At 33.2% G+C, this 21,383-nt stretch carries 14 protein-coding genes; 12 read left to right on the top strand and 2 right to left on the bottom strand.

The window, feature by feature from the left end; all coding sequences use genetic code 11:
• Window positions 1-286 precede the first annotated feature (286 nt).
• The 10 genes from OOL05_RS01570 (at window position 287) to OOL05_RS01615 (ending at window position 14,894) form a co-directional block, all read left to right on the top strand.
• Window positions 287-2,887, top strand: a complete 2,601-nt coding sequence (locus OOL05_RS01570) for an ankyrin repeat domain-containing protein (RefSeq protein ID WP_264730532.1) — start codon at window positions 287-289, stop codon at window positions 2,885-2,887.
• Window positions 2,888-3,007: 120 nt separating this feature from the next.
• Window positions 3,008-3,748: an NTP transferase domain-containing protein gene (locus OOL05_RS01575; RefSeq protein ID WP_039950631.1), complete on the top strand. Its 741-nt coding sequence runs from the start codon at window positions 3,008-3,010 to the stop codon at window positions 3,746-3,748.
• A gap of 124 nt (window positions 3,749-3,872) precedes the next feature.
• Window positions 3,873-4,826, top strand: a complete 954-nt coding sequence (locus OOL05_RS01580) for an NAD-dependent epimerase/dehydratase family protein (protein ID WP_149168735.1) — start codon at window positions 3,873-3,875, stop codon at window positions 4,824-4,826.
• On the top strand, window positions 4,783-7,110 hold the full coding sequence (locus OOL05_RS01585; protein WP_264730535.1) for a glycosyltransferase: 2,328 nt from the start codon (window positions 4,783-4,785) through the stop codon (window positions 7,108-7,110). Before OOL05_RS01580 ends, OOL05_RS01585 begins: the two co-directional genes overlap by 44 nt.
• Window positions 7,071-8,747, top strand: coding sequence for a WG repeat-containing protein (locus tag OOL05_RS01590; protein ID WP_264730537.1), 1,677 nt, complete (start codon window positions 7,071-7,073; stop codon window positions 8,745-8,747). Before OOL05_RS01585 ends, OOL05_RS01590 begins: the two co-directional genes overlap by 40 nt.
• A gap of 4 nt (window positions 8,748-8,751) precedes the next feature.
• On the top strand, window positions 8,752-9,741 hold the full coding sequence (locus OOL05_RS01595; RefSeq protein WP_264730539.1) for a phytanoyl-CoA dioxygenase family protein: 990 nt from the start codon (window positions 8,752-8,754) through the stop codon (window positions 9,739-9,741).
• Window positions 9,742-11,517, top strand: coding sequence for an ABC transporter ATP-binding protein (locus OOL05_RS01600; protein WP_264730541.1), 1,776 nt, complete (start codon window positions 9,742-9,744; stop codon window positions 11,515-11,517).
• 1 nt (window position 11,518) lies between these two features.
• Window positions 11,519-12,568: a threonine aldolase family protein gene (locus tag OOL05_RS01605; protein WP_149168730.1), complete on the top strand. Its 1,050-nt coding sequence runs from the start codon at window positions 11,519-11,521 to the stop codon at window positions 12,566-12,568.
• Complete coding sequence (locus OOL05_RS01610; RefSeq protein ID WP_149168729.1) at window positions 12,565-13,608, top strand: threonine aldolase family protein; 1,044 nt, start codon at window positions 12,565-12,567, stop codon at window positions 13,606-13,608. Before OOL05_RS01605 ends, OOL05_RS01610 begins: the two co-directional genes overlap by 4 nt.
• 140 nt (window positions 13,609-13,748) lie before the next feature.
• Complete coding sequence (locus OOL05_RS01615; RefSeq protein ID WP_264730543.1) at window positions 13,749-14,894, top strand: MFS transporter; 1,146 nt, start codon at window positions 13,749-13,751, stop codon at window positions 14,892-14,894.
• 17 nt (window positions 14,895-14,911) lie between these two features.
• On the opposite strand, the gene OOL05_RS01620 is transcribed toward OOL05_RS01615, so the two are convergent.
• Together OOL05_RS01620 and OOL05_RS01625 are read right to left on the bottom strand one after the other, a co-directional pair.
• Window positions 14,912-16,219, bottom strand: coding sequence for a UDP-glucose dehydrogenase family protein (locus OOL05_RS01620; protein WP_264730545.1), 1,308 nt, complete (start codon window positions 16,217-16,219; stop codon window positions 14,912-14,914).
• A gap of 47 nt (window positions 16,220-16,266) precedes the next feature.
• Entirely contained in the window at window positions 16,267-17,166 is a 900-nt protein-coding gene (locus OOL05_RS01625) for a DMT family transporter (RefSeq protein WP_149168726.1), read from the bottom strand.
• A gap of 409 nt (window positions 17,167-17,575) precedes the next feature.
• Here OOL05_RS01625 and OOL05_RS01630 point away from each other — a divergent pair, with 409 nt between their 5' ends.
• Together OOL05_RS01630 and OOL05_RS01635 are read left to right on the top strand one after the other, a co-directional pair.
• Complete coding sequence (locus OOL05_RS01630) at window positions 17,576-19,048, top strand: hypothetical protein (protein WP_264730547.1); 1,473 nt, start codon at window positions 17,576-17,578, stop codon at window positions 19,046-19,048.
• An 8-nt stretch (window positions 19,049-19,056) separates the two neighbouring features.
• Window positions 19,057-21,147, top strand: coding sequence for a PD-(D/E)XK nuclease domain-containing protein (locus OOL05_RS01635; RefSeq protein ID WP_264730549.1), 2,091 nt, complete (start codon window positions 19,057-19,059; stop codon window positions 21,145-21,147).
• Window positions 21,148-21,383 lie beyond the last annotated feature (236 nt).

Genomic DNA, 21,383 nt, shown 5'->3' on the forward strand with positions numbered 1-21,383 from the left:
TAAGTTCCTTGGTGCACGTAACGATTATTCTTTAAAAAGAATATTGGCTACTGAGAAGAATGAAGACATCTTCATCAGAGAGAAAAGGGGCAAAAAACAGAGAAATTTGATGTAGCTACTTAAGGTAGGTGTCTCTATTGCAGCTGAGACAGCTGATCACCCATGATCAAATAAAAAAGTTATAAGTACACAGATTGGATACAGTATCTTTTTTAAGAAGAAGATTTATCTTGCTTAAAAACTTGTAGATACTATATTTTACATAAATTCTTCATGCGAGGCCTTTATGTTTACTAATAGAATATCTAATAATCTGGATCAGCTACAATTTTTTGTAGAGTTTTTAAATGAAAATTATGAAACTCAGAAACATCTTAGTCTTACACCACTACATTTAGCAGCAGGAAATGGTCAGTTGGATTTAGTCAACACTTTATTAGAAGAAGGTTTAGATATTAATTCAGAGATTAAGTACGATGGCTTTACGCCACTGTATTTTTCAATTGCAAAAAATCGCTTAGAGATGGTTAATTTTCTTATTGCTCATGGAGCAGATGTAAACCATAAGACCATTCTAGGCTTTACACCTTTAAGTTTTGCATCCCAGCAAGGATATTTAGATATAGTCAACACCTTGATTGCAAATGGAGCAGATCTTAGTACTAAAACAGATAAACTTAATACACCTTTACACCTAGCAGCAGAGAATGGTCATCTAGATACAGTAAATGTTTTTATTGAAAAGGGATTAGATGTTAATGCTGTAAATAATGATCGAGCAAGACCTTTACATTCTGCAGTACAAAATGGTAACCTCGAAGTAGTTAAAGCTCTTATTTCACAAGGGTCTGATATTAACGCTGGATCTTCAGGCATAGGTAATCATAAAGTTGATGCAAACATTACACCCTTACATCTGGGAACACAAACTGGTAGGTTAGATATAGTTAAGGTTCTGCTTGAAGCGGGAGCAAACGTTAATGCAAAAACAGATGATAAGATTACACCTCTACATTTAGCGTCTCAAAATGGCTTTTTAGAGTTAGTAGACATTTTACTAAAAGCAAAATCTAATGTTAATGCTAAGGATTATGAAAATCTTACACCACTACATTTAGCAGCAGAACGTAATCACTTTGGAGTAGTTAAGTCTCTTCTTCTCGTAAAGGGAATTGATGTTAATGCTAAAGGCCACGATAATTCCACAGCTTTACATATAGGATCTCAGAATGGTCACCTAGAAGTAGTGAAGCTACTAATAGAGAAAAAAGCCAATGTTAATGCTAAAAAAAACGAAGGTTTTACACCTTTGCATCTAGCAATTCAGCAAAGTCATTTCGAGGTGAGTGATTTTTTAATTAAAAATGGAGCAAACATTAACACCGTGGATGATCAGAATTGGACTCCTTTACATAATGCAGCATATAATGGTTTTTCTTTAAAAATAGTAGAGAGCTTAATTGCAAAAGGAGCAAATATAAATGCAAAGATGGATGATGGTAGAAGAGCTCTACATTTGGCAGCAGAACATAATCACTTGGAAATAATGAATTTCTTGATTGAAAATGGAGCAGATATTAATGCTCTAGATAACAGAAGTTGGACTCCTCTACATTGTGCAGCATATGATGGTAATTTAGAAGTTGCTAAATCTTTGCTTGATAAAGGAGCAGACATTAATGCTAAAACAGTTAAAAGTACTACACCTCTACACTTTGCAGTAGACCATGATCATTTAGAGGTGGTTGAATTGCTCTTAGAAAAGGAAGCAGATATTAATGCTTTAGATCACACAAATTGGACTCCTTTACATTTTGCAGCAGAAAAAGGTTATGATCAGATAGCAACCGTTCTATTGAAACATGGTGCTGATGTAAATGTAAAAGAAAATCAAAATAAAGGCACAGCCCTACATCTTGCAGCTCAATATGGTCATCCTAAGGTAGTTAAAACTCTTATTATAAATGGAGCGGATGTTAATGCAAAAATGGATAAAAATGCTACGCCTTTACACTTAGGGGCACAAATTGGTAATTTAGATATAGTTAGGTCTCTACTTATGAGCGGAGCATACTTTAATGCTAGAGCTGAAGGAGGTAGATATGTTTTACCATTACACTTTGCGGAAAGAAGAGGAAACCCAGAAGTAATAAAATTACTAAAATTGGTTGAGAAGTTATTTAAGGCTATAGAAGATAATAATTATTTAGGAATTGAGAGTTCCATTAGAGATGGAGCAATCATTGATTCGAAGAACGTGGATGGAAGAACGCCATTACATTATGCTGTTAATAATGGGCACATAAAAGTTGTAAATATCTTGCTAGCAAATGGAGCTGATGCTACTCAAGTTACTAACAAGGGTAATACACCATTACACACTGCTGCTTCCAAAGGTCATAAAGAAATTATTGAAGCTTTGTTACAACGTGTAAGCCACAATAAATTGAGTGATTTTATTAATGCTAAAACAATAGTTAAAGGCACTACATCGTTGCATGTTGCTACTGAAAATAGCTTTTTCGAAGCTGTAAAATCTTTGTTGAAACATGGTGCAATTTATAACATCAAGAATAAAGAAGGTAAAACACCACTTGATCTTTCTCGAGACCAGAATATTACTAACCTATTGAAATTAGTAGAAGAGCTATTTGAAAATGCAAAAAATGGTAATGTTGAAATTATCAGTAAGCTGAGAGCAATAGAACCCGATGAGCGCGTAGCTGTAACAAATGCTCGTGATGATCAAGGCAAGTCATTAGTCCAGGTTGCAGTAATCAATAAACACTCAAACCTTGCAAGTAGATTATTAGAAATATTAAAAAGTCCAGATCAGAGTTTACAAGATGTCAGCGTAGAAAATCGAGTAAAGAGTTTAAAGTTATAGTTCTCTTAAATGAAACTCTAATGAGGGTGCCAAGATCTAGATCATTTAGAAAATTATAGTGGGCTTTACATCTTATTAATTATAAATTAACTTACTATCTAATCAATCCCTAAGTCATGTATGAGTAACATTTTGATAATATTAGCAGCAGGAAAGAGCAGTAGAATGAATTCTGAATATTCAAAAGCGTTGCACCAAGTGGGAAATCTTACTCTTTTAGAACATATAATTTCTAATGCAAAATTGCTGAGTCTAAAAAGCTTATCAATTGTTGTTAACAACTCCCTTCTAAAAGATTTAGAAAACTTTGATACTCTAAAAAGTATAATCGATCAATACAATATAAAACTAATAATTCAAGAAGATATTACAGGTACTGGCACTGCAGTTAAAATTGCTCTAGAAAATCTGGAGGAGTTATCTGATCAAGACATAGTTTTAATACAGTATGGAGACACTCCTTTTATATCTAGTGATACAGTTATGAAAATGACTGATTGTTTAAAGTATAATAATTTAGTTCTTCTTGGATTCAATAGTCAAGATGAACAATATGGAAGATTAGTAATTGATAATTACGGCAATGTTCAAAAAATCCTAAAAAATGGAGATAAAATGCTTCTTGCAAACTCTGGAATAATAGCTTCATATGCTAAAGATCTCTCTACCTTAGTAAAAGAAATAAAATTTAATAATTCGACCAATGAATATTGTCTTAATGATATAGTACCCATTGCAGCAACCAATAACTTGAGTGTAGGTTATGTAGTTACTGATGAAAGAGAAGCAATGGGAGTAAATAATAAAGAGGATTTGGTTAAAGCTGAACACTATTTTCAAGCAACAACTCTTCTTTCATAATCACATTTTTTATTCACTAATTTAAGTTGACATTTATTTTATACTGGTTTTATAATACCTTTTGATTCTTACTTGTAAGATAATTGGTACGACAAATTTTCCTAGTTGTAGTGAGAGGGTATACATGGGGATATTAATAACAGGTGCTGCAGGTTTGATAGGGTCAACCTTGGTGAAAAAGTTAGAAAACCAGGGCCATGAAGTAATAAGCTGTGATATTAGGTTTCACAACAATCCACTCAGTTTTTTTTCAGAAGATATAGTACCACTACTTGCTAAGTGTACAGGAATTATTCATCTGGCTGCAATTTCTCGGGTTATACATGGTGAACTTTATCCTGAACTGTGTAAAAAAATTAATGTTGATGGTACAATGCAGTTTTTAGGGTTATGTAAGTCACTTTCAAATAAACCATGGTTTATATATGCAAGTAGTAGGGAAGTCTATGGAGAGCAGAAGGAACTGCCGGTTACAGAATCTGCTAGTATCAATCCAATAAATAATTATGCCAAAGGTAAAGCATTTATTGAGAAACAAATAACAAGCTTAAAAGATTTTAATGTAGCAATATTACGCTTTTCAAATGTATACGGTGGTTTACTAGATCATAACAGTAGAGTAATTCCTGCACTCTGTATTAATGCATTAAGAGGTGATCCAATTAAAATAGAAGGTAAAGAATGTGTTTTTGATTTTACCTATTTGGATGATGTTATAGAGGGTATATGCTTAACTGTTAAATATTTACAAAGCGAAAAATCTTCTCTTCCTGCTATTCATCTTACTACTAATAGCCCATGTACTTTAGAAAACTTAGCAAAAACAATATTAAAAGTCACGAAAAGTGATTCTAGGATTGATTTTTATCCTCCAAGAAATTTTGATGTAACTAAGTTCCATGGTGATTTTACTAGAGCTAAAGAGCTACTTGGTTGGTCTCCAAAACATTCATTAGAAGTAGGATTAAGTAATTTTATAAAAAGTCTACAAAACAATACACAAGAATATCCTGACAATATAGATATGGTAATATATGAAAATATTAAAAGTTATTCATGGTTACCCTCCTTATTATAGTGCTGGTTCAGAGGTTTATAGCCAAACTCTTGCTCATGAACTAGCAAATAACAATGAGGTACAAGTATTTACTAGGTATGAAAATAGCTTTTTACCTGATTTTTATTATACTACAGTCCTAGATCGTAGTGATTCACGAATCTTACTGCATTTAATTAATATACCCATAACTAAATATCGTTATAAATTTATTAATGAAGAAGTAGATATAAAATTTAAAAGAGTAATAGATAACTTTCAGCCAGATCTTATACATTTTGGTCATCTTAATCATCTATCAATTACTTTACCAGAAATTGCTTTTAAAGAAAATATACCTACAATTTTTACGCTACATGACTTTTGGTTAATGTGTCCAAGAGGAAGGTTTATTCAACGCAATTCTGAAGATTTGTTGCGGCTTTGTGATGGACAAAAGGATCAAAAATGTGCAACCCAATGTTACAAAGGATATTTTACAGGAGATGAAGAATTCCTGAATTTAGACATAAATTATTGGGAACAATGGGTTGCAACTAGAATGAAGCACACAAGGAAAATAATAGACTATATAGATTACTTTATTTCCCCATCAAAATTCTTGATGGATAAATTTACTCAGGATTTCAATGTTCCGATAAACAAAATTTCTTATCTTGATTATGGTTTTGATCTCAATCGTCTTAAGAATAGAAATAGAGCACAAGAAAAAGAGTTTATTTTCGGTTATATTGGTACTCATACTCCCGAAAAAGGTGTTGACCTATTACTAAAGGCTTTTTCTCACTTATCATCTAAAGCAAAACTTAGAATTTGGGGAGCAGCAAGAGAAGAAACTAAAGCTTTAAAAGCGATTGCCGATCAGTTTTCACCTGTTGTTAAAGAAAGAATAGAGTGGATGGGAAGTTATGATAATAAGAATATAGTTACTGACGTATTTAATAAAGTTGATGCAATAGTCGTTCCTTCAATTTGGGGTGAAAATTCACCATTAGTAATACATGAAGCACAGCAACTTAGAATACCACTTATAACAGCCGATTATGGTGGTATGGCAGAATATGTAAGAGATGGACTATTGTTTAAGCACAGAGATGCAAGTAGTTTATCAGAAAAAATGCAAGTCCTATCTACAAATCAGGAGTTATACAATAAACTTACCCAAAAAGGCTATCCTTATACTGAAAATGGAAATATACCTTCTATAAGTGAGCATACTGAAAAACTTAACAAGATTTACCGTAATGCTATTGAAAAGAAAGGCAAATCAGTAGCTTTGAAACCCGGTCCTTGGAGAATTACTTTTGATACTAATCCAGATTACTGCAATTTTGCTTGTATAATGTGCGAATGTTTTTCACCATACAGCAAAGTTAAAGAAGAAAAGAAAGCTAAAGGAATAAAACCTAAGATACTGTCGATAGAAACTATCAGAAAAGTAATTAAGGAAGCAGCTGGCACACCTTTAAGGGAAATCATTCCTTCTACTATGGGTGAGCCTTTAATGTATAAAAGCTTTGATGAAATAATCAATTTGTGCCATGAGTTCAACCTTAAGCTTAACCTCACAACCAATGGTTCTTTTCCTATTAAAGGAGCTAGAAAATGGGCTGAACTATTGGTACCAATTTTATCTGATGTTAAGATTTCCTGGAATGGGGCAACTAAAGAAACTCATGAAAGAATCATGAAAGGTTCAAAATGGGAAGTAGTGACAGAAAATTTAAAAACTTTCCTTGAAGTTAGAGATAAATACTTTAGCGATACAGGTGAAAGGTGTACCGTTACTTTACAATTAACATTTTTGGAAAGTAATTTACATGAACTCTATGACATAGTTAAGATGGCCATAAAAAACGGCATAGATAGAGTTAAAGGACATCATCTTTGGGCACATTTTGAGGAAATTAAGGATCTATCTATGAGAAGAGATGAGTTAGCAATTAGTAGATGGAACACGGAGGTGAGAAGGTTATACGAACTTAGAGATAATATGCTATTGCCAAATGGTAAAAAGATAAAATTAGAAAATTTCACAATCCTTTCTCAAGAAGGTATTAAGGATTTGGCTCCAGGTGGTCAATGCCCATTTTTAGGTAAAGAAGCATGGATAAACAATGAAGGAAAGTTTAGTCCTTGCTGTGCTCCAGATGAACTCCGTAAGACATTAGGAAATTTTGGTAATGTTAATGAGGTTAAACTCGAGGAAATATGGCAGAGTAGTGAGTACCTAAGCTTACAAAAGAATTATTTAAATTACAAATTATGCAAAACATGCAACATGAGAAAACCTTTGATCAATTAATCAAAGATAATCTTAAATCTATTAAAATTTCACCGTGTGAGAGTTTTCACGAATTACTAGGAAATCCTTTGTATGAAAATAGGTTTATAAAGGTTGGTAAATTTCATGAGCCCGGTCTTGCACCGGTTTATGATCAGACAGGTGCTTATCATATCAATGTGAGAGGAGAAGCAGTTTATCATCATAGATTTCTAAAAACTTTTGGATTCTACTTCAATAGAGCAGCCGTAGAAGATGATACAGGGTGTTACCATATTGATTCATCTGGATGTAGAGTATACAAACAGTCGTATCAATGGATTGGAAATTATCAGGAAGATGCTTGTGTAGTTAGAAGACATGATAAATGTTTTCATATTAATTTAAATGGCAACAGGATTTATCAGGAGGAATATGATTATGTTGGAGATTTTAAGGATGGTATCGCTGTAGTCTATAAGGATGGCAAAGCTACACATATTAATCATCATGGAAAGTTAGTACATAATAAATGGTATAAAAAACTTAATGTTTTTCATAAAGGGTATTCTATTGCAGAAGATCAACATGGTTGGTTTCATATAGATATTAATGGTGATCCTGTTTACCAGCAGAGATTTAAAATGGTAGAAGCATTCTATAATGGCATGGCAAAAGTTGAAACTTTTGAAGGTGTGTTAGGACAAATCGATATTACCGGAAATGTAAAGTTTAGTATTTTTGATTTAGGTAAAGAATCTCAAGTGCATAGGATTTCTGCAGAACTTTCAGCCTTTTGGAAAACTTACCTAACAAGCGTTGCTATTGAACTTGATTTGTTAAATATTTTACCTGCAACTGTGCCGTTTTTATCTAAAAAGTTAAACATTATCGTACCAAATCTAGAAAGGCTGTTAAGGGCGTTGTGGGAAATAGGGTTTATTGATTACGATAAGGACGAGGACTTATGGAAACTATCATCAAAAGGTAAGTGTTTTAAGGAAATACCATTTTTGCCAAAAGCAGCAACAATGTGGGCAAGAGTTGCCGCTGAAAAGAATTGGTTAAAGATTGCCGATATACTAAAACAGAAGTCAATCTCTTCATTTGAATCTTTTAAGGAAAGAGAAGCATCAGAAGATAAGAAAATAGCGTTTTACCAAGCATTGCTAGGATATTCTAGATTTGATACTAAAGAGTTTAATTCTAGGATTAATATAGATGGTGCTAAGAATATATTGCTATTTGGTGTACACTCTTTATTTCTTGCTTATTCTGATATACACAATAAAGGTTCTATAGGCCTATATAACGAACATAAAGTGCCAAGACAGTTAGTAGAAAATTTAAAAGTCAAACTTATAACTCAGGAAAAACTATCAGCTACAAATTATGAATTAGGTGTCTTTTGCCGCTTTCTACAGCATTATGATGATGATAAAGTATTGTCTTATTTAAAATTGGTCAAAGGAATATCTCGTATTTTATTGATAGAAACTATTTTAGATTACCGCTCTCCAGCTGGAGGCTCTGTAGATATTAATGTAATGGTTGAAACAGGAGGTAAACTAAGAACATTAAGCGATTGGGAAAAAATACTCAAACAAGTAAAAGGATTCAAAATTTCTTCTGTTGTACCTTTAACAGATTACTTATCAGTCATTGATGTCAGGTGTTAATCATATGGAAATACTACAAAAAAATGGTTTTTTTATTATCAAAAATCTGGTTCCTTTAAAGCTAATAACTCAGTCTTTAAGTGATATAACAAATAAGATATCAGAGCTATCCCAAGAACTAAGTGTTTCAACTTCTGACTACTTAAACTGTACCGGCAGATGGGGCATGTTATCTCAAGTAACTAGAATTATATCTCAAGCATTAGATAAAATTATTAAAAATTACCTTGAAAAGTCACTTCAGTGTCAGATACTGCAGAAAAAATCAAATGTTATATGTAAAACTGCTGATTTAATAGATGCAGTTCCCTTCCATCAAGACATCTCCTATAGTTTCAATGATCCTTACCACTTTTCCGTTTGGTTAGCTTTGAATAATGTAAGTGAAACTTCAGGTGCACTGCAAATTATAGAAAACAGTCATAAATGGGAAATACAGCCTTTAGTTGATTTTTGGTACCCATATTTTTTTGATCAGTACTCAAATAACCGAGAAAATTATAAAATTAAGTCACTACCTATTTCAGCAGGAGATGCGATAGTTTTTGATTCACGGTTATGGCATGGTAGTGATAAGAATACAGATGCTAAAGATAGATTTGCTTATGTAACAAGGTGGATTGTAAAAGATCAAGACCTTCCCTATGTGCCAAAACCTCAGCCTTCAGTTTTTGGTATACTCAATTGTGGTGAGTTAACAGAATCTATACTGAGAGAATGCTTGTCATTATTTGGCTACCAAGAAAGTATAAAAGCAAAAAACATGAAAGAACTTATTAAGAGCTGGTTAGCCTTTATTACAGACACAACTACAAATATTTCTGAGATCGACACTACTGAGGCTAAGCGAGATTTATATAAGCTACTTATTCTGAATCAAGCATCAGCACTACATGATGCTGGAGACATCTCAGGAAAAATATACAAAAATTTATGGTTTTCACTACTTGTATTTCTCAATAAAAAAGTCAACGTAGTGGAGCTAGCATTGTAAATGAACAGAAGTAGAGTTGATAGCTTCAAATGTGTATTGATGTTCATCTTGAATATAGTATCTAAATTCAAGCTTAATGTGCTTGTAATGTCTTTAGTTGCCCTGGTGGTAGCTGTTGATTTGTCTTTTAGAAAGTATTTAGTAAAAAATATTCTAGATACAGCTGTAAAATATCAGGAAGGTAATGTAATTGAGAATCTTTTATTACCTGTAAGCGCTTATCTTGGTATGGCATTACTTATCACTACTGCTTTTAGATTCTATGGCTATTTTGTTGACATTCGAATGTTTACCTTAATGCGTCAAAAGATAGCTGATATGTCTTTTTGTAGGCTACTCCAGCAAGACCATTCCTATTATCAGAACAATTTATCTGGAAGCTTAGTACATAAGGTCAGTAACTTAATGGATAGTGTGATAGAGTTAATAAGATTGCTTATAGATTGTTTTTTCGGTTACAGCATAGCATTAGTCTTAGCTATTTATACCTTATCATTAGTAAACATAAAATTTGCAATCGCCACATTCACTTGGGTAAGCATTTTTATTTTAGTATCGATTTTCAGCTTTCGTGTACTTACTGAACTAGCTGATAATTACTCTAAACAAAACTCACAAGTAATAGCTAGTATAGCAGATAGTATTTTAAATGTTATATCAGTAAGGTTATTTTCTCAGCAAGCACATGAGAGACACAAATTTTTTCAAATATGCAAGAAAAGAACTATTGCAGAGAGAAAATTACAATGGGCATACTTTTGTCTTTGGTTTATATATGGATATTCATTCGATATACTTCAAGCAGTAAACTTGTATTTTTTAATTCATGATTATCAATTGAACAAGGTTGCAATAGGAGATATTGCTCTTGTACTTGGAATTAATATATCGATTATAGAGTTTCTTAACCATCTAACTAGGAATCTTACCCAATTTTCTACTCATTTCGGCAAAGTTTCAGATGCATTGCCAATCTTGACTACCGTACCAGAAATTCAAGATAAGGAAAATGCTAAAGAATTAAATTTATTAAGTGGAAGAATAACGTTTAATAATGTTTCTTTTTCTTATGAAGGTCAGGAGCCATTATTTCAAGATTTCTCAGTTACCATTAATCCTTGCGAAAAGGTAGGTCTAGTTGGTTATTCTGGAGGTGGTAAATCTACTTTTATAAACTTAATTCTAAGGCTATTTGATGTTAAAAAAGGTAATATACAGATTGATAATCAAATAGTATCAGAAGTTACACAGAGTTCTTTGAGGCAACAAATATCTGTAATACCTCAAGACCCATTGTTATTTCATGATACTATTTTAGCAAACATCATATATGGTAAACTTCAATCTACTATCGAAGAAATAATGAGAGCTGCAAAGCTGGCTGGTATTCACGATTTCATTATGACTCTACCAGATCAATATGGAACTATAGTCGGAGAAAAAGGTATCAAGCTATCTGGAGGAGAAAGACAAAGAATAATAATAGCAAGGGCATTTTTAAAAAACGCTCCAATATTATTTCTTGATGAACCAACTAGTCAATTAGATTCTATAACAGAAAAAACAATTCAAATGAGTTTATTTAAACTGATGCAAAATAAAACTACGATTACTATAGCACACCGTATTTCTACACTTTTACACATGGACCGAATTCTAGTATTTAACAAAGGAAAAATTGTCCAAGATGGTAAACACGCTGAACTAGTTTCTAAGCACGGTCTTTATAAAGAACTTTGGAATGCTCAAATTGGTTGTTTGAATGGCAAGAAATAAGATGGAAAAAATTATTGATCTGAGAAGTGACACTACAACTCTGCAGAGCTTCAACGTTATACATGCAATAAGTAATGCAACTGTTGGAGATTTTGCTTATGGTGAAGACAAAAGCTGTAATGACTTATCAGAATATTGCAAACAACTATTCAAAGTAGAAGAAGCATTATTTGTAACCAGCGGTATGCTTGCAAATAGATTAGCCATTGCCAGTCAAACAAGTCCTGGTGATGAACTCATAACTCATTATAATTATCACGTTAATTTTTTCGATAGCGCAGGCAATGCAAAAGTAAATAATATCGTATTTAATTGCATTAGAAATAATAGCGGAATCTTAGATGTTGATGAAGTAGAATATGCTATTAATTCTAAGCCGAGGTATAAAATTTTTGCTCAGGTGAGTCTTGTTTCTATAGAAAATAGTATAAATGGGTTTAATGGTAAAATTTATCCTTTTGAAAAACAAGTTGAGTTATATAACTTTTTAAAAGCTCACAATGTAAATCTTCATTTAGACGGTGCAAGAATATTTAATGCTCATATCGAAACGAATATTGCTTTAGCAGATTATGCTAAATACGTGGATACAATGAGCTTTTCTTTTACTAAAGGACTTGGAGCTCCTTTTGGTTCAATGCTTATGGGTAAAAGAGAGATAATTGAAAGGGCTAAAAAGCTACAGGTTTGGCTAGGTAGTGGTTATCATCAGATAGGGTATTGTGCTAATGCAGCAAAATACGTACTACAGAATAATATCTCTAGGCTTAAAGAAGATAATAAGCTCGCTAAATTACTTGCAGATAAGATTAAAGAAATTCCACACATAAAACTGGTACTACCTTATCCAGAAACTAATATAGTAAGCTTTAGTATAAAAGCACTAAATGTAACTAATGAGGTTTTCTTGAGTAAGTGCCAAGCTTATGGTTTATTGCTTTTTCCTTGGCTCGAGTCTCATATAAGAGCAGTTACCCATCTTGGCACAAAGAAAACAGACATCATGAAAGCTGCTGAAATTATAAAGGAGGTTGTGTTAAATTTAATATGAGAATAAAAATAGATTTCTTTAGCGATTCAAACACTGACCCTTCAGCTAAAATGAGGGAAGCGATGGCTAAAGCAAAAGTTGGAAACGAAGCTGCATGTGAAGATCCAACTGTGAACGAATTAGTGGCAACCGCATGTAAAATATTAGGTAAACCTGCAGGAATCTTTTTGATTTCAGGAACGATGTCCAATGTAATTGCTTATAAAGTACACATTCAAAGACCTGGTGATTACTTGCTGCTTGATGAAACTTCACATCCGCTCATAGTACAATCTGGCTTGATTGCGGCCCAGGCACATGCTACTCCTTTGCCCATCAAAGGTACGAGAGGAATATTTACTGGAGAACAAATTGTTGAGTTTATTACTCGTCCTAGTTTAAGAAATATTCCGAGAGTTGGGCTTGTTTCTATCGAACAAACGACAAATTTTGGTGGTGGAGCTGTGTGGCCTTTAGAATATATTCAAGAGATCTCAAGTCTCTGCAAAGAGAATGACGTATTCACTCATTTAGATGGAGCAAGACTGTTCAACGCTTGTGCTCATACTAAAATATCTCCAAAGGAGTATGCAAGTTATTTTGATTCGGTATTCATTGATTTTAGTAAAGGATTAGGTGCTCCAATGGGCGCAATATTGCTTGGAAGTGAAGAGTTTATTGAAAAAGCTTGGTACTATAAGTTTCAAATTGGCGGAGGTATGCACCAAGCTGGCATTATTTCAGCTGCATGTTTATATGCTCTACATAATAATGTAAATTCTTTAGAAGAGGATCATAAAAAAATGCAGCACCTTATAGAAGGCCTAGACTCCATAGATCAAGTTATAATTGATATCGACCTGTATAAAACTAATATAGCGTATTTTTCATTACGTACTAATTGTATATCTACTCAAGAATTAATAAACGTACTAATGACAAATTATGGAATTAGAATGGCTAACATCAAAGGTAAAATCAGAGCTATAACACATAGAGATATAAGCTATGAAGATATTAATACTACTGTATCTGCTATAAGAAAGATACTAAGTAAGTAATTTTTTGCACTAATTGTTTGCAAACTTCTTGTCAAACAATATTATACCAATATAGTATTATGCTAGCATCTGCATAGAGCTATTTGGGAATAGGTGTGAACTTTGTCTTCTTTCAATATTTACTATTCTTCTGTGGATATATGCTGCTTTATTTATCAAGACAAAGTATACCAATTGCTCTACCACTGTTAATAGATACTGACCATGTAAAATTAAGCTATTTTTTTGCCTGCTTTTCTTTTTTTTATGGAGTATCAAAATTTGTTAATGGAATAATAATGGACTCCAAAAATAATCCATTATTTATGTTTGGGCTATGCAATATTGCAACTGGATTATTAACCATTGGTATAACTTTATCATATAATAATCTAACTTTATTACTGTTAACATTAATATTATTAGCTTGGACACAAGGGTTAGGTTGGCCAGCTATTACCAAGTTTATGGTTACAAACTCTAGCATCTCTTCAATTGCATCATCATGGGGAGTTATGAGCTCATCTCAGCAACTTGGTTCTTGTATTACTTTAATTGTATTACCAAGTATAATTAAAATATATGATGCAAAAAGTGCATTTTTGTACTCTGGTCTCTTATGCTTACTTTTTGGAATTTATATAATATTAAAAGCATATTACAAAGAAAGTGCCAACTTTACTACCTATTATAAGGTGCATAAATCTCAAATAGGTATCAAGGTAACAAGTTCCATATGGTTTCTATGTTGTGCTACTTTTTGTGCTTATATTATAAAAATGGGAATCTTCTTTTGGTTTCCTATAATTTTAAGGGATAAATTACAAATTTCTCTTGTACAATCCTCACTAATAACAGGTGTATATGATTTAGGTGGAATCCTTGGAACTTTAATCACAGGAAGAATTAGTGATATGTACTTCTTTCAAAATAGAAGCTTGCTGGCATTACTTTACATGTTGGGTATAGCACTCACTTTTATTGCAATGAACTTTGGTCAAAACATAATTCTTATGAACCTTGGTGCAATCTTATCAGGATTCTTTATATTTGGATTGCAAGTACTGACAGGTGTTATAGCTATAGAAATTGCTCCACAAAATAATGTATGTGCAATTGTAAGCTTAACAGGATTATTTGGGTATATTGCAAGTTCAATATTTTCATGCGTGGTTTTAGGAGTACTTGTTAAGCACTATGGTAACAGTATTATGTTTTCATTTTTTTCCATTTGCTCTGTTGTTGCACTCGTTTGCTTTTCCATACTATCAAGCAAAGATCTAAAAAAACTAAGTAAAGCGGTGTAAAAAAAATTTCTCAACAGTTAAACTTTGTAGATAGATTTTTTACCCAAGGAATAAACATGGTAACCATATCTTAGTAATAGCTCGCTATCTAATAAATTACGGAAATCAAAAACATTAGGTGCAGCCATAATACTCTTTAAACTTGCAAAATCTTGATTTTTAAATTCTTTCCACTCCGTTAATAATAATAAGGCTTCCGCGTCTCTTGCAGCCCCTATAGCATTGTCCGCGTACTCTATATCCTTTAGAACTTGCCTAGCATTATCCATCCCCATTGGATCATATGCAGTAATTTTAGCCTTGTTATTCACTAACAATTTTGCAATATCTATAGCTGGGCTATTTCTTACATCATCAGTACCAGACTTAAAAGTTAGCCCCCATATTGCTATTTTTTTATTTTGGACTCCATTTAATACATATTCTACCTTTTTAGCAATGTTTGTTATATGATTATAGTTAGATTCCTTAACTGAATTTAAAATTTGTAGCTTAACATTGTGGTCTTCAGCAAGCCTTATTAAAGCTGACAAATCTTTAGGAAAACATGATCCTCCAAATCCTGGACCAGCTTTGAGAAATTCCTTACCTATTCTATGGTCCATTCCCATACTGTTAGCTAAAAGGTCAATGTCTGCTCCTAATAGCTCACATAAACCTGCCATCTCATTGATAAAAGCAACCTTTGTTGCTAGAAAGGCATTAGAAGCATATTTAATCATTTCAGCAGTAACTGTATCAGTGACTATTAACGGAATATTCTTATCTATAAATGATCTATATATAACTTCTAGTTTTGCCCTAGCTAGCTTAGTTTTTACTCCTATTATTATCCTATCTGGGTATAAAAAATCTGATACTGCAGAGCCTTGCTTGAGAAACTCTGGATTAACTCCTAAATCAAAGTTATAGCCCTTATTAGATAAATAATTATGTATATTTTCTGCAGTACCAGGAGGAACAGTTGACTTTATCACTATTAAGCAATCTTGATTAACTCTCTCAGAAACTTCACTTACTGCATTATATACATTCTTTAAATTTGCATTTCCTAGGGAGTCTGATGGAGTATCTACAGTTATAAATACTACTTCTGTATTGGGATTTATTTGAAAATACGAATCGAAAAATCTTATTCTTTGTGACTTTATATTATTCTCTAAATAATCTGCTAATCCAGGTTCATATAGAGGAATTTTCCCTGATTTCAAAAGTTCAATCTTCTCAGTATTTATGTCAATGCAATCAACTTTATGGCCCTGCTCCGATAACATTGTACCAGATACTAATCCTACATACCCTACTCCTATAATAGTTATGTGCATTTTATTATCACCTTAAAAATATAGCTTAGCATCTAAAATAAATACCATTAACAATTATAAACTTTTGTTGTTAGATTATTTTTCTTAATTGCCTTACCTTCCGAATAAGCTATAAATAAGGTTGATGGTATTAATATCAAAGTACCATATAAAGCACTTTTATCAGGTAATTCATTAAATATAACGTATGTTACTATTGCAGAAATTATTAGCTCTATGTATCTATACGGTGCAAGTGCAGTAGCATCAGTAAGAGCAAAAGCTTTTAACATGAAGAACAGAATTAGGTTTGAACTTATTCCTAAAATCAGCAGTAATACTAACTCCAACAAGGAAGGCATATGCCAATAAAATAACAAAGGTGGAGTAGAAAAAATAGTTGTCGTTAGAGCTGAATAAAATAACATACTTATTACTGACTCTTTTATTACAAGTTTCTTATTAAGTATGTCTAATATAGCAAAGATTAATGCAGATACAATAAAAATAAGAATTTTAGGATTAAAATCTTCACTATGAGCTTTGGTAGTAATAGCAATACCAACAAAGCCAATAACAGTTACTATCCATCTTTGCCAAATTATATTTTCGTTTAGCAAAGGGATTGCAAGAAGTATAACAAATAATGGTATAGAAAAACTTATAATCGTTGCAGTTACTATGGGGAAAACAGTCAACCCGTAAGTCCATAAGGTCATTCCACAAAACAACAACCCACCCCTGGTTATTTGAGTAGATATTTGACTTGTTTTAAAAGTTTCTATTCCATAGTAAAACATAAAAGGTACAAGGGTAATAGTGGTAAACAGAAAGCGGAAAAAAATTATTTCAAAACTCTGAAGATGTAAACTTAGATATTTTGATATAGTATCATTAGCTACACTACTAAGTAAGCTAAGTATAAACCAGATAACCCCAAACAAATAAGCTCTCAATCTGTAATCCATAAAGCTTCTGATTTAATAGATACGATGTACTCATATAATTTTACTACAAAACTAATAATATAAAAGTTTTCTGATGTACGTCCCCAGAATGTGATCGTAAGGGTTCATTATAAATAATTCGGGAAATTTCGTCTCTTTAGACATATTAAGAGCTATGTAACGAACGTTTATATTTGTGAGTAATAGTAAGGCTCAAGGTAAGGAAAATGCTAGTGAGGTAAAGTAGAATAACGTTGATTTGATAATTTAAGCTCATTCCCTCTTGCTACATCTCTCTTTAAATATCTCCTCTTTTGCAGCAGGTCTATAATTACTGCTTAAATTTAGGTGCACACTAATTTTTCGATTTATATATTATTCTAATGCTTGTATAATACCTTCATTGAATATTTGATTTTGAGGTAATTAGATGCCAAAAAGTAAAACTAAACGTGGAACGGAAGATTTGAAGGGTAATGCAGGCCCAAGCAAAAGATCTCGTCTCAGTTCTGATCCTAAAAAAAATAAAGAGATTATCTCTAGCAAAGTAATAAGTAAGCTGAAGGATGTTGTTAAAGGTGATAGAACTTCAGCTATTGAGGAATGGGTCAAGTCTCACCCTGTAACAGTAGAGGGTCTAACCGTTGAGCAATCGGACCTCTTATGTAATGCGTTTCGTGATGAATCTTGTTGGTCAGGTGCGACACTAGATGTTGCTAAATTGGTAGGAGAATTAGCTAAATCAGGTGTGTTGAATCCATTTGCTATATATAAAATAGCATGTATTGAGTGTGTAGAGAGTGAAATTAAGCAATTATTTGACAAGGCGTTAGAGTCTTTTAGATCTGACTTATCTCATAAAGGTGCATGTGAGGAAGATAGGAATTTAGCTTGCAGTGATAAGCTTGCAAGAGTTGAATTGTTAAGTTCCATGGGAAGACGTGATCCTGTTTTCAATTTCTGGATTGATCAAGAATCAGGTAACCTTAGAGAAAATATAGAAGCAGAAGATGGATTTAATAAGGCTGTAGATTTCAAGTGGAGTAAGGGAGTGGAACACTTCTATAATCGTCTGTGTTCTGAAGAAAAATTAGTGAAAGAAGAGAGAGAAAAATTGCTAGTTTCTGCTATTGCAAAATTATCTCCATTGCAATCTAGCTATAAACTTGCTCCTACCTTAAATTCCCTTCTAGGTAAAGTCATAAGCGCAAAAGTAGATCATAAGTCACTACTTGGGCTACCGAATAAGAAAGATAGGGGTGTGATCTATCGTCCTCTTAGTTACTTAGTAGAGCACGGTTTTCTTTGCACAACTAAGTATGTTATCCAGTACTTGAGCGAGGGATGTTCAAGATCTGAAGTAGAGAAAATGCTTTCACCTAGAGGATATGCACATCTTCTCTCATCGCTTTCATTTGTTGTAGTTTCTAAAGATTATGACTTGGATAACAGGAATGAAGCAAGGTCAGCTATTAGCAGTCTTTGGGAATCTAGTGTATTTAACCAAAATAAAATAAATGTTGTCGATCCTTTTAAAGATAGGATTGCTTTTGTTGCAATGGAAAATGCAATTTCAAATTTGATTGTAGATCAGGAGAACAGCAAGGATACTCAAAGTGCTGGCGATGGTGAAAAAGTTGATTTGGTCTTGAGTATTTTAAAGTTTGCTAAAGATTGTTGTTCAGACAAAAGCTTTAAATCATTAAAAGAGAGGATAGCAAATAGTTTAGATAAAACAAGGAATTCTAAGATGATAGATGCAACTAGCTCCTGCAATTTAATAGAAGAGTTGTGTAAGTCAGCGAGAAATTTGAATTTATTCTCTGCTAGCACTGAAGGTCCTCAATCTACGTTAGTGGGTACTAATGTTAGTATTTCGCCTGCTGCAGTTGTTAACAAATAGGAGTATTTATGCATGGTAATAATGAAGATCGTGAATTAGTTAGGGCTTTATTAAGTGGAGGTTGTGATGAGTTTAGTAGACAATTTGTAGGTTTTTTAAACAACTGTCCATCTTTTTTGCATTCGGCTAATAAGCCTGGCTTTTTTCCTACATTCTTTTTTGGTATGTTTTCTACTGCACATGATGCAGGTATATTAGTTGAAGATGAAAGAGTCTATTTTCGTTTTGACAATTATGGAAATCTAAAAGTTGCTGTTCTCACTAATAAAGAAAATAGAAGAATAGTCAGGTGTTATACTGTTGCTGATAATGAGAACAGCCCTGGGTCAAGGTTTAGTGCAGAAGAGAAGCAGCAGGTAGAAGAGAATCTTCCACAAGAATTACAGGAAGATGAGGATCTGGATTGGGAAAAGTATAAAATATTTCGGTTTGGAGAAGAATGTAGGTTTATTCATGAAATAGATAGATTTCCTCAACGTGATGAACCTGGAGCTCCAATTTTTCATGAAATTAACCCAATCAGAGAACAAGGTGAATTGTTAGACCTGATGAGTGAGTTGGCAAATGACGATACAGGAGAAGTGCGTACTAATGTTAAAAGAATTTTGGAATATGTTATTGATATCCATGATGAACATGAAGATAGCCTAGTGTTTCGTGCAGAGTCTGATTACCACGGTTTTCTGTGTGGGTTTTTAGTAAATTTTAGATACCGAGCTATGGCTGATTTCTACCCAGAGCTACTTATAGGAAAAGGTTATGCAGATGTTGTTTTGCTTGTTCGTGGTGTTGATCAGACAAATGATTCGGTTCCAATTATAATTGAGTTGAAGGTTGGTGATGAGGAAGGATTAGAGCAAGCTAAAGATTATGCTAAAAGTTGTTCTGTTTCGTCTTTGCCTATTCATACCTCATCACCAAGTGCTGTTTGTGTAGCGTTAAATTTTCAATTACGTGGAGGTGCTGGTCTCCGAACTTCTGTGCAGGCCTTTTCAGAAGGTGGTCTTTCCTTAATACCGGGTTTACTACATCCTCATGGAAATGGAGTTAGGGGAAATGTAAAACGTTTTTTACAACCCATAGCATCAGAGTTCACTCAATCGCCTCATTGTAACACTTTTTCCTGTACATCATCGTTTGTTTTTGGAAATGTTTTATCTACAAGGAGGGACTTAGAAACAAATGATGGGCGGGAGGTAAGGGTTACCAAGTATCTATTTAACCACTCTCAGGGAGAGAAAATGAAACGTACAGGTGGTAGGGGAGATGCAGCAGATATTGTAAGCCATGCGTTAACTTTAGCTCTATTTTTATCAAATATTGGTTTTTTTGTGCTTCACATTTTTCGTCGTTTAAAGTGGCAGACTTTACCAGACAAGGCATTGAACCTGTCGTTACTGCCTCAAGCCACAGATGATGCTAAGGTGCGTCAAGTACTTTGTGAAGTAGATGTCCAGGGTCATCTGGAAGTGGCTTCTGCAAAGAAATTCGAATCACTACGTGCTTACTCACGTTCTCATAGTGAAGGTTATTTCGAGGGAAGGTTTTCAGAACAAATGGGTAATGTTAGGAATTTACATCAACTTGCAGATCAGTTGATGAGTGCTGAGCCTAATTTTAGTAATGATAGTAATGTTAATGGTGAGTACAGGGCTAGGTATGAAGTTTTATTTAATGAGATTTCTCGTCTGTTGTCTCCGTTATTAAATGGAAACCGTCTACTCGTGAACAATGAAGCTAAATTTCAGGCTTTGTTGCGTGGGATATTTCAAAGTTGCGATAATCCTGCCAAGGTAATTATTGAGTTCCAGCTACAGAGAGGAAGGAAAATAGACCTAGTATTATCAAAATCTGCGGAAAATGATGATACTCATCCAATTGGAATAGAGTTGAAGTATGCTAACACCGCAGAACAAGTTGAACGAAAAAGGGTGGAGGCAAATCGACAGTTAAGTGAATACGAATTTTGTGGAGGATGCAAGCGTATTACTGGGGGAGATGCGATGGTTTTGTTATACGCTATATTAAATGCTGTAGGACAAGAGCAGGATCTGATATTGATTGGTGGGCTTCGTAGAGCATCTGGGTTTTCTAGATGACTTGTAACTAATAAAAGTACCAAAGATAAGGTTGTTTATGGGTAAAATTATGCATTAAGCTAGAGTACGGTTGAGTAAGGTTGGAGAAAAAGCAAGGTCTTTGAGCAAGAAAATTTGATTTATGTTTTCTTAAGTTAAAGTTAACCTGATGAAGTTTGTATAATTTATTGTTGGAGTTTTTTTGTTCTATTTTTACTGTAAGTTCAATCTGCTCTATCTTTGGTCTTTTTTTCTTA

The sequence above is a fragment of the Wolbachia endosymbiont (group B) of Episyrphus balteatus genome (genome assembly GCF_947250575.1).
Taxonomy (GTDB): domain Bacteria; phylum Pseudomonadota; class Alphaproteobacteria; order Rickettsiales; family Anaplasmataceae; genus Wolbachia.

Bases quoted from the DNA above. Each gene is read 5' to 3' on its own strand.
- OOL05_RS01570 (WP_264730532.1), top strand. From the start codon at position 287: ATGTTTACTAATAGAATATCTAATAATCTGGATCAGCTACAATTTTTT.
- OOL05_RS01575 (WP_039950631.1), top strand. From the start codon at position 3,008: ATGAGTAACATTTTGATAATATTAGCAGCAGGAAAGAGCAGTAGAATG.
- OOL05_RS01580 (WP_149168735.1), top strand. From the start codon at position 3,873: ATGGGGATATTAATAACAGGTGCTGCAGGTTTGATAGGGTCAACCTTG.
- OOL05_RS01585 (WP_264730535.1), top strand. From the start codon at position 4,783: ATGAAAATATTAAAAGTTATTCATGGTTACCCTCCTTATTATAGTGCT.
- OOL05_RS01590 (WP_264730537.1), top strand. From the start codon at position 7,071: ATGCAAAACATGCAACATGAGAAAACCTTTGATCAATTAATCAAAGAT.
- OOL05_RS01595 (WP_264730539.1), top strand. From the start codon at position 8,752: ATGGAAATACTACAAAAAAATGGTTTTTTTATTATCAAAAATCTGGTT.
- OOL05_RS01600 (WP_264730541.1), top strand. From the start codon at position 9,742: ATGAACAGAAGTAGAGTTGATAGCTTCAAATGTGTATTGATGTTCATC.
- OOL05_RS01605 (WP_149168730.1), top strand. From the start codon at position 11,519: ATGGAAAAAATTATTGATCTGAGAAGTGACACTACAACTCTGCAGAGC.
- OOL05_RS01610 (WP_149168729.1), top strand. From the start codon at position 12,565: ATGAGAATAAAAATAGATTTCTTTAGCGATTCAAACACTGACCCTTCA.
- OOL05_RS01615 (WP_264730543.1), top strand. From the start codon at position 13,749: ATGCTGCTTTATTTATCAAGACAAAGTATACCAATTGCTCTACCACTG.
- OOL05_RS01620 (WP_264730545.1), bottom strand. From the start codon at position 16,219: ATGCACATAACTATTATAGGAGTAGGGTATGTAGGATTAGTATCTGGT.
- OOL05_RS01625 (WP_149168726.1), bottom strand. From the start codon at position 17,166: ATGGATTACAGATTGAGAGCTTATTTGTTTGGGGTTATCTGGTTTATA.
- OOL05_RS01630 (WP_264730547.1), top strand. From the start codon at position 17,576: ATGCCAAAAAGTAAAACTAAACGTGGAACGGAAGATTTGAAGGGTAAT.
- OOL05_RS01635 (WP_264730549.1), top strand. From the start codon at position 19,057: ATGCATGGTAATAATGAAGATCGTGAATTAGTTAGGGCTTTATTAAGT.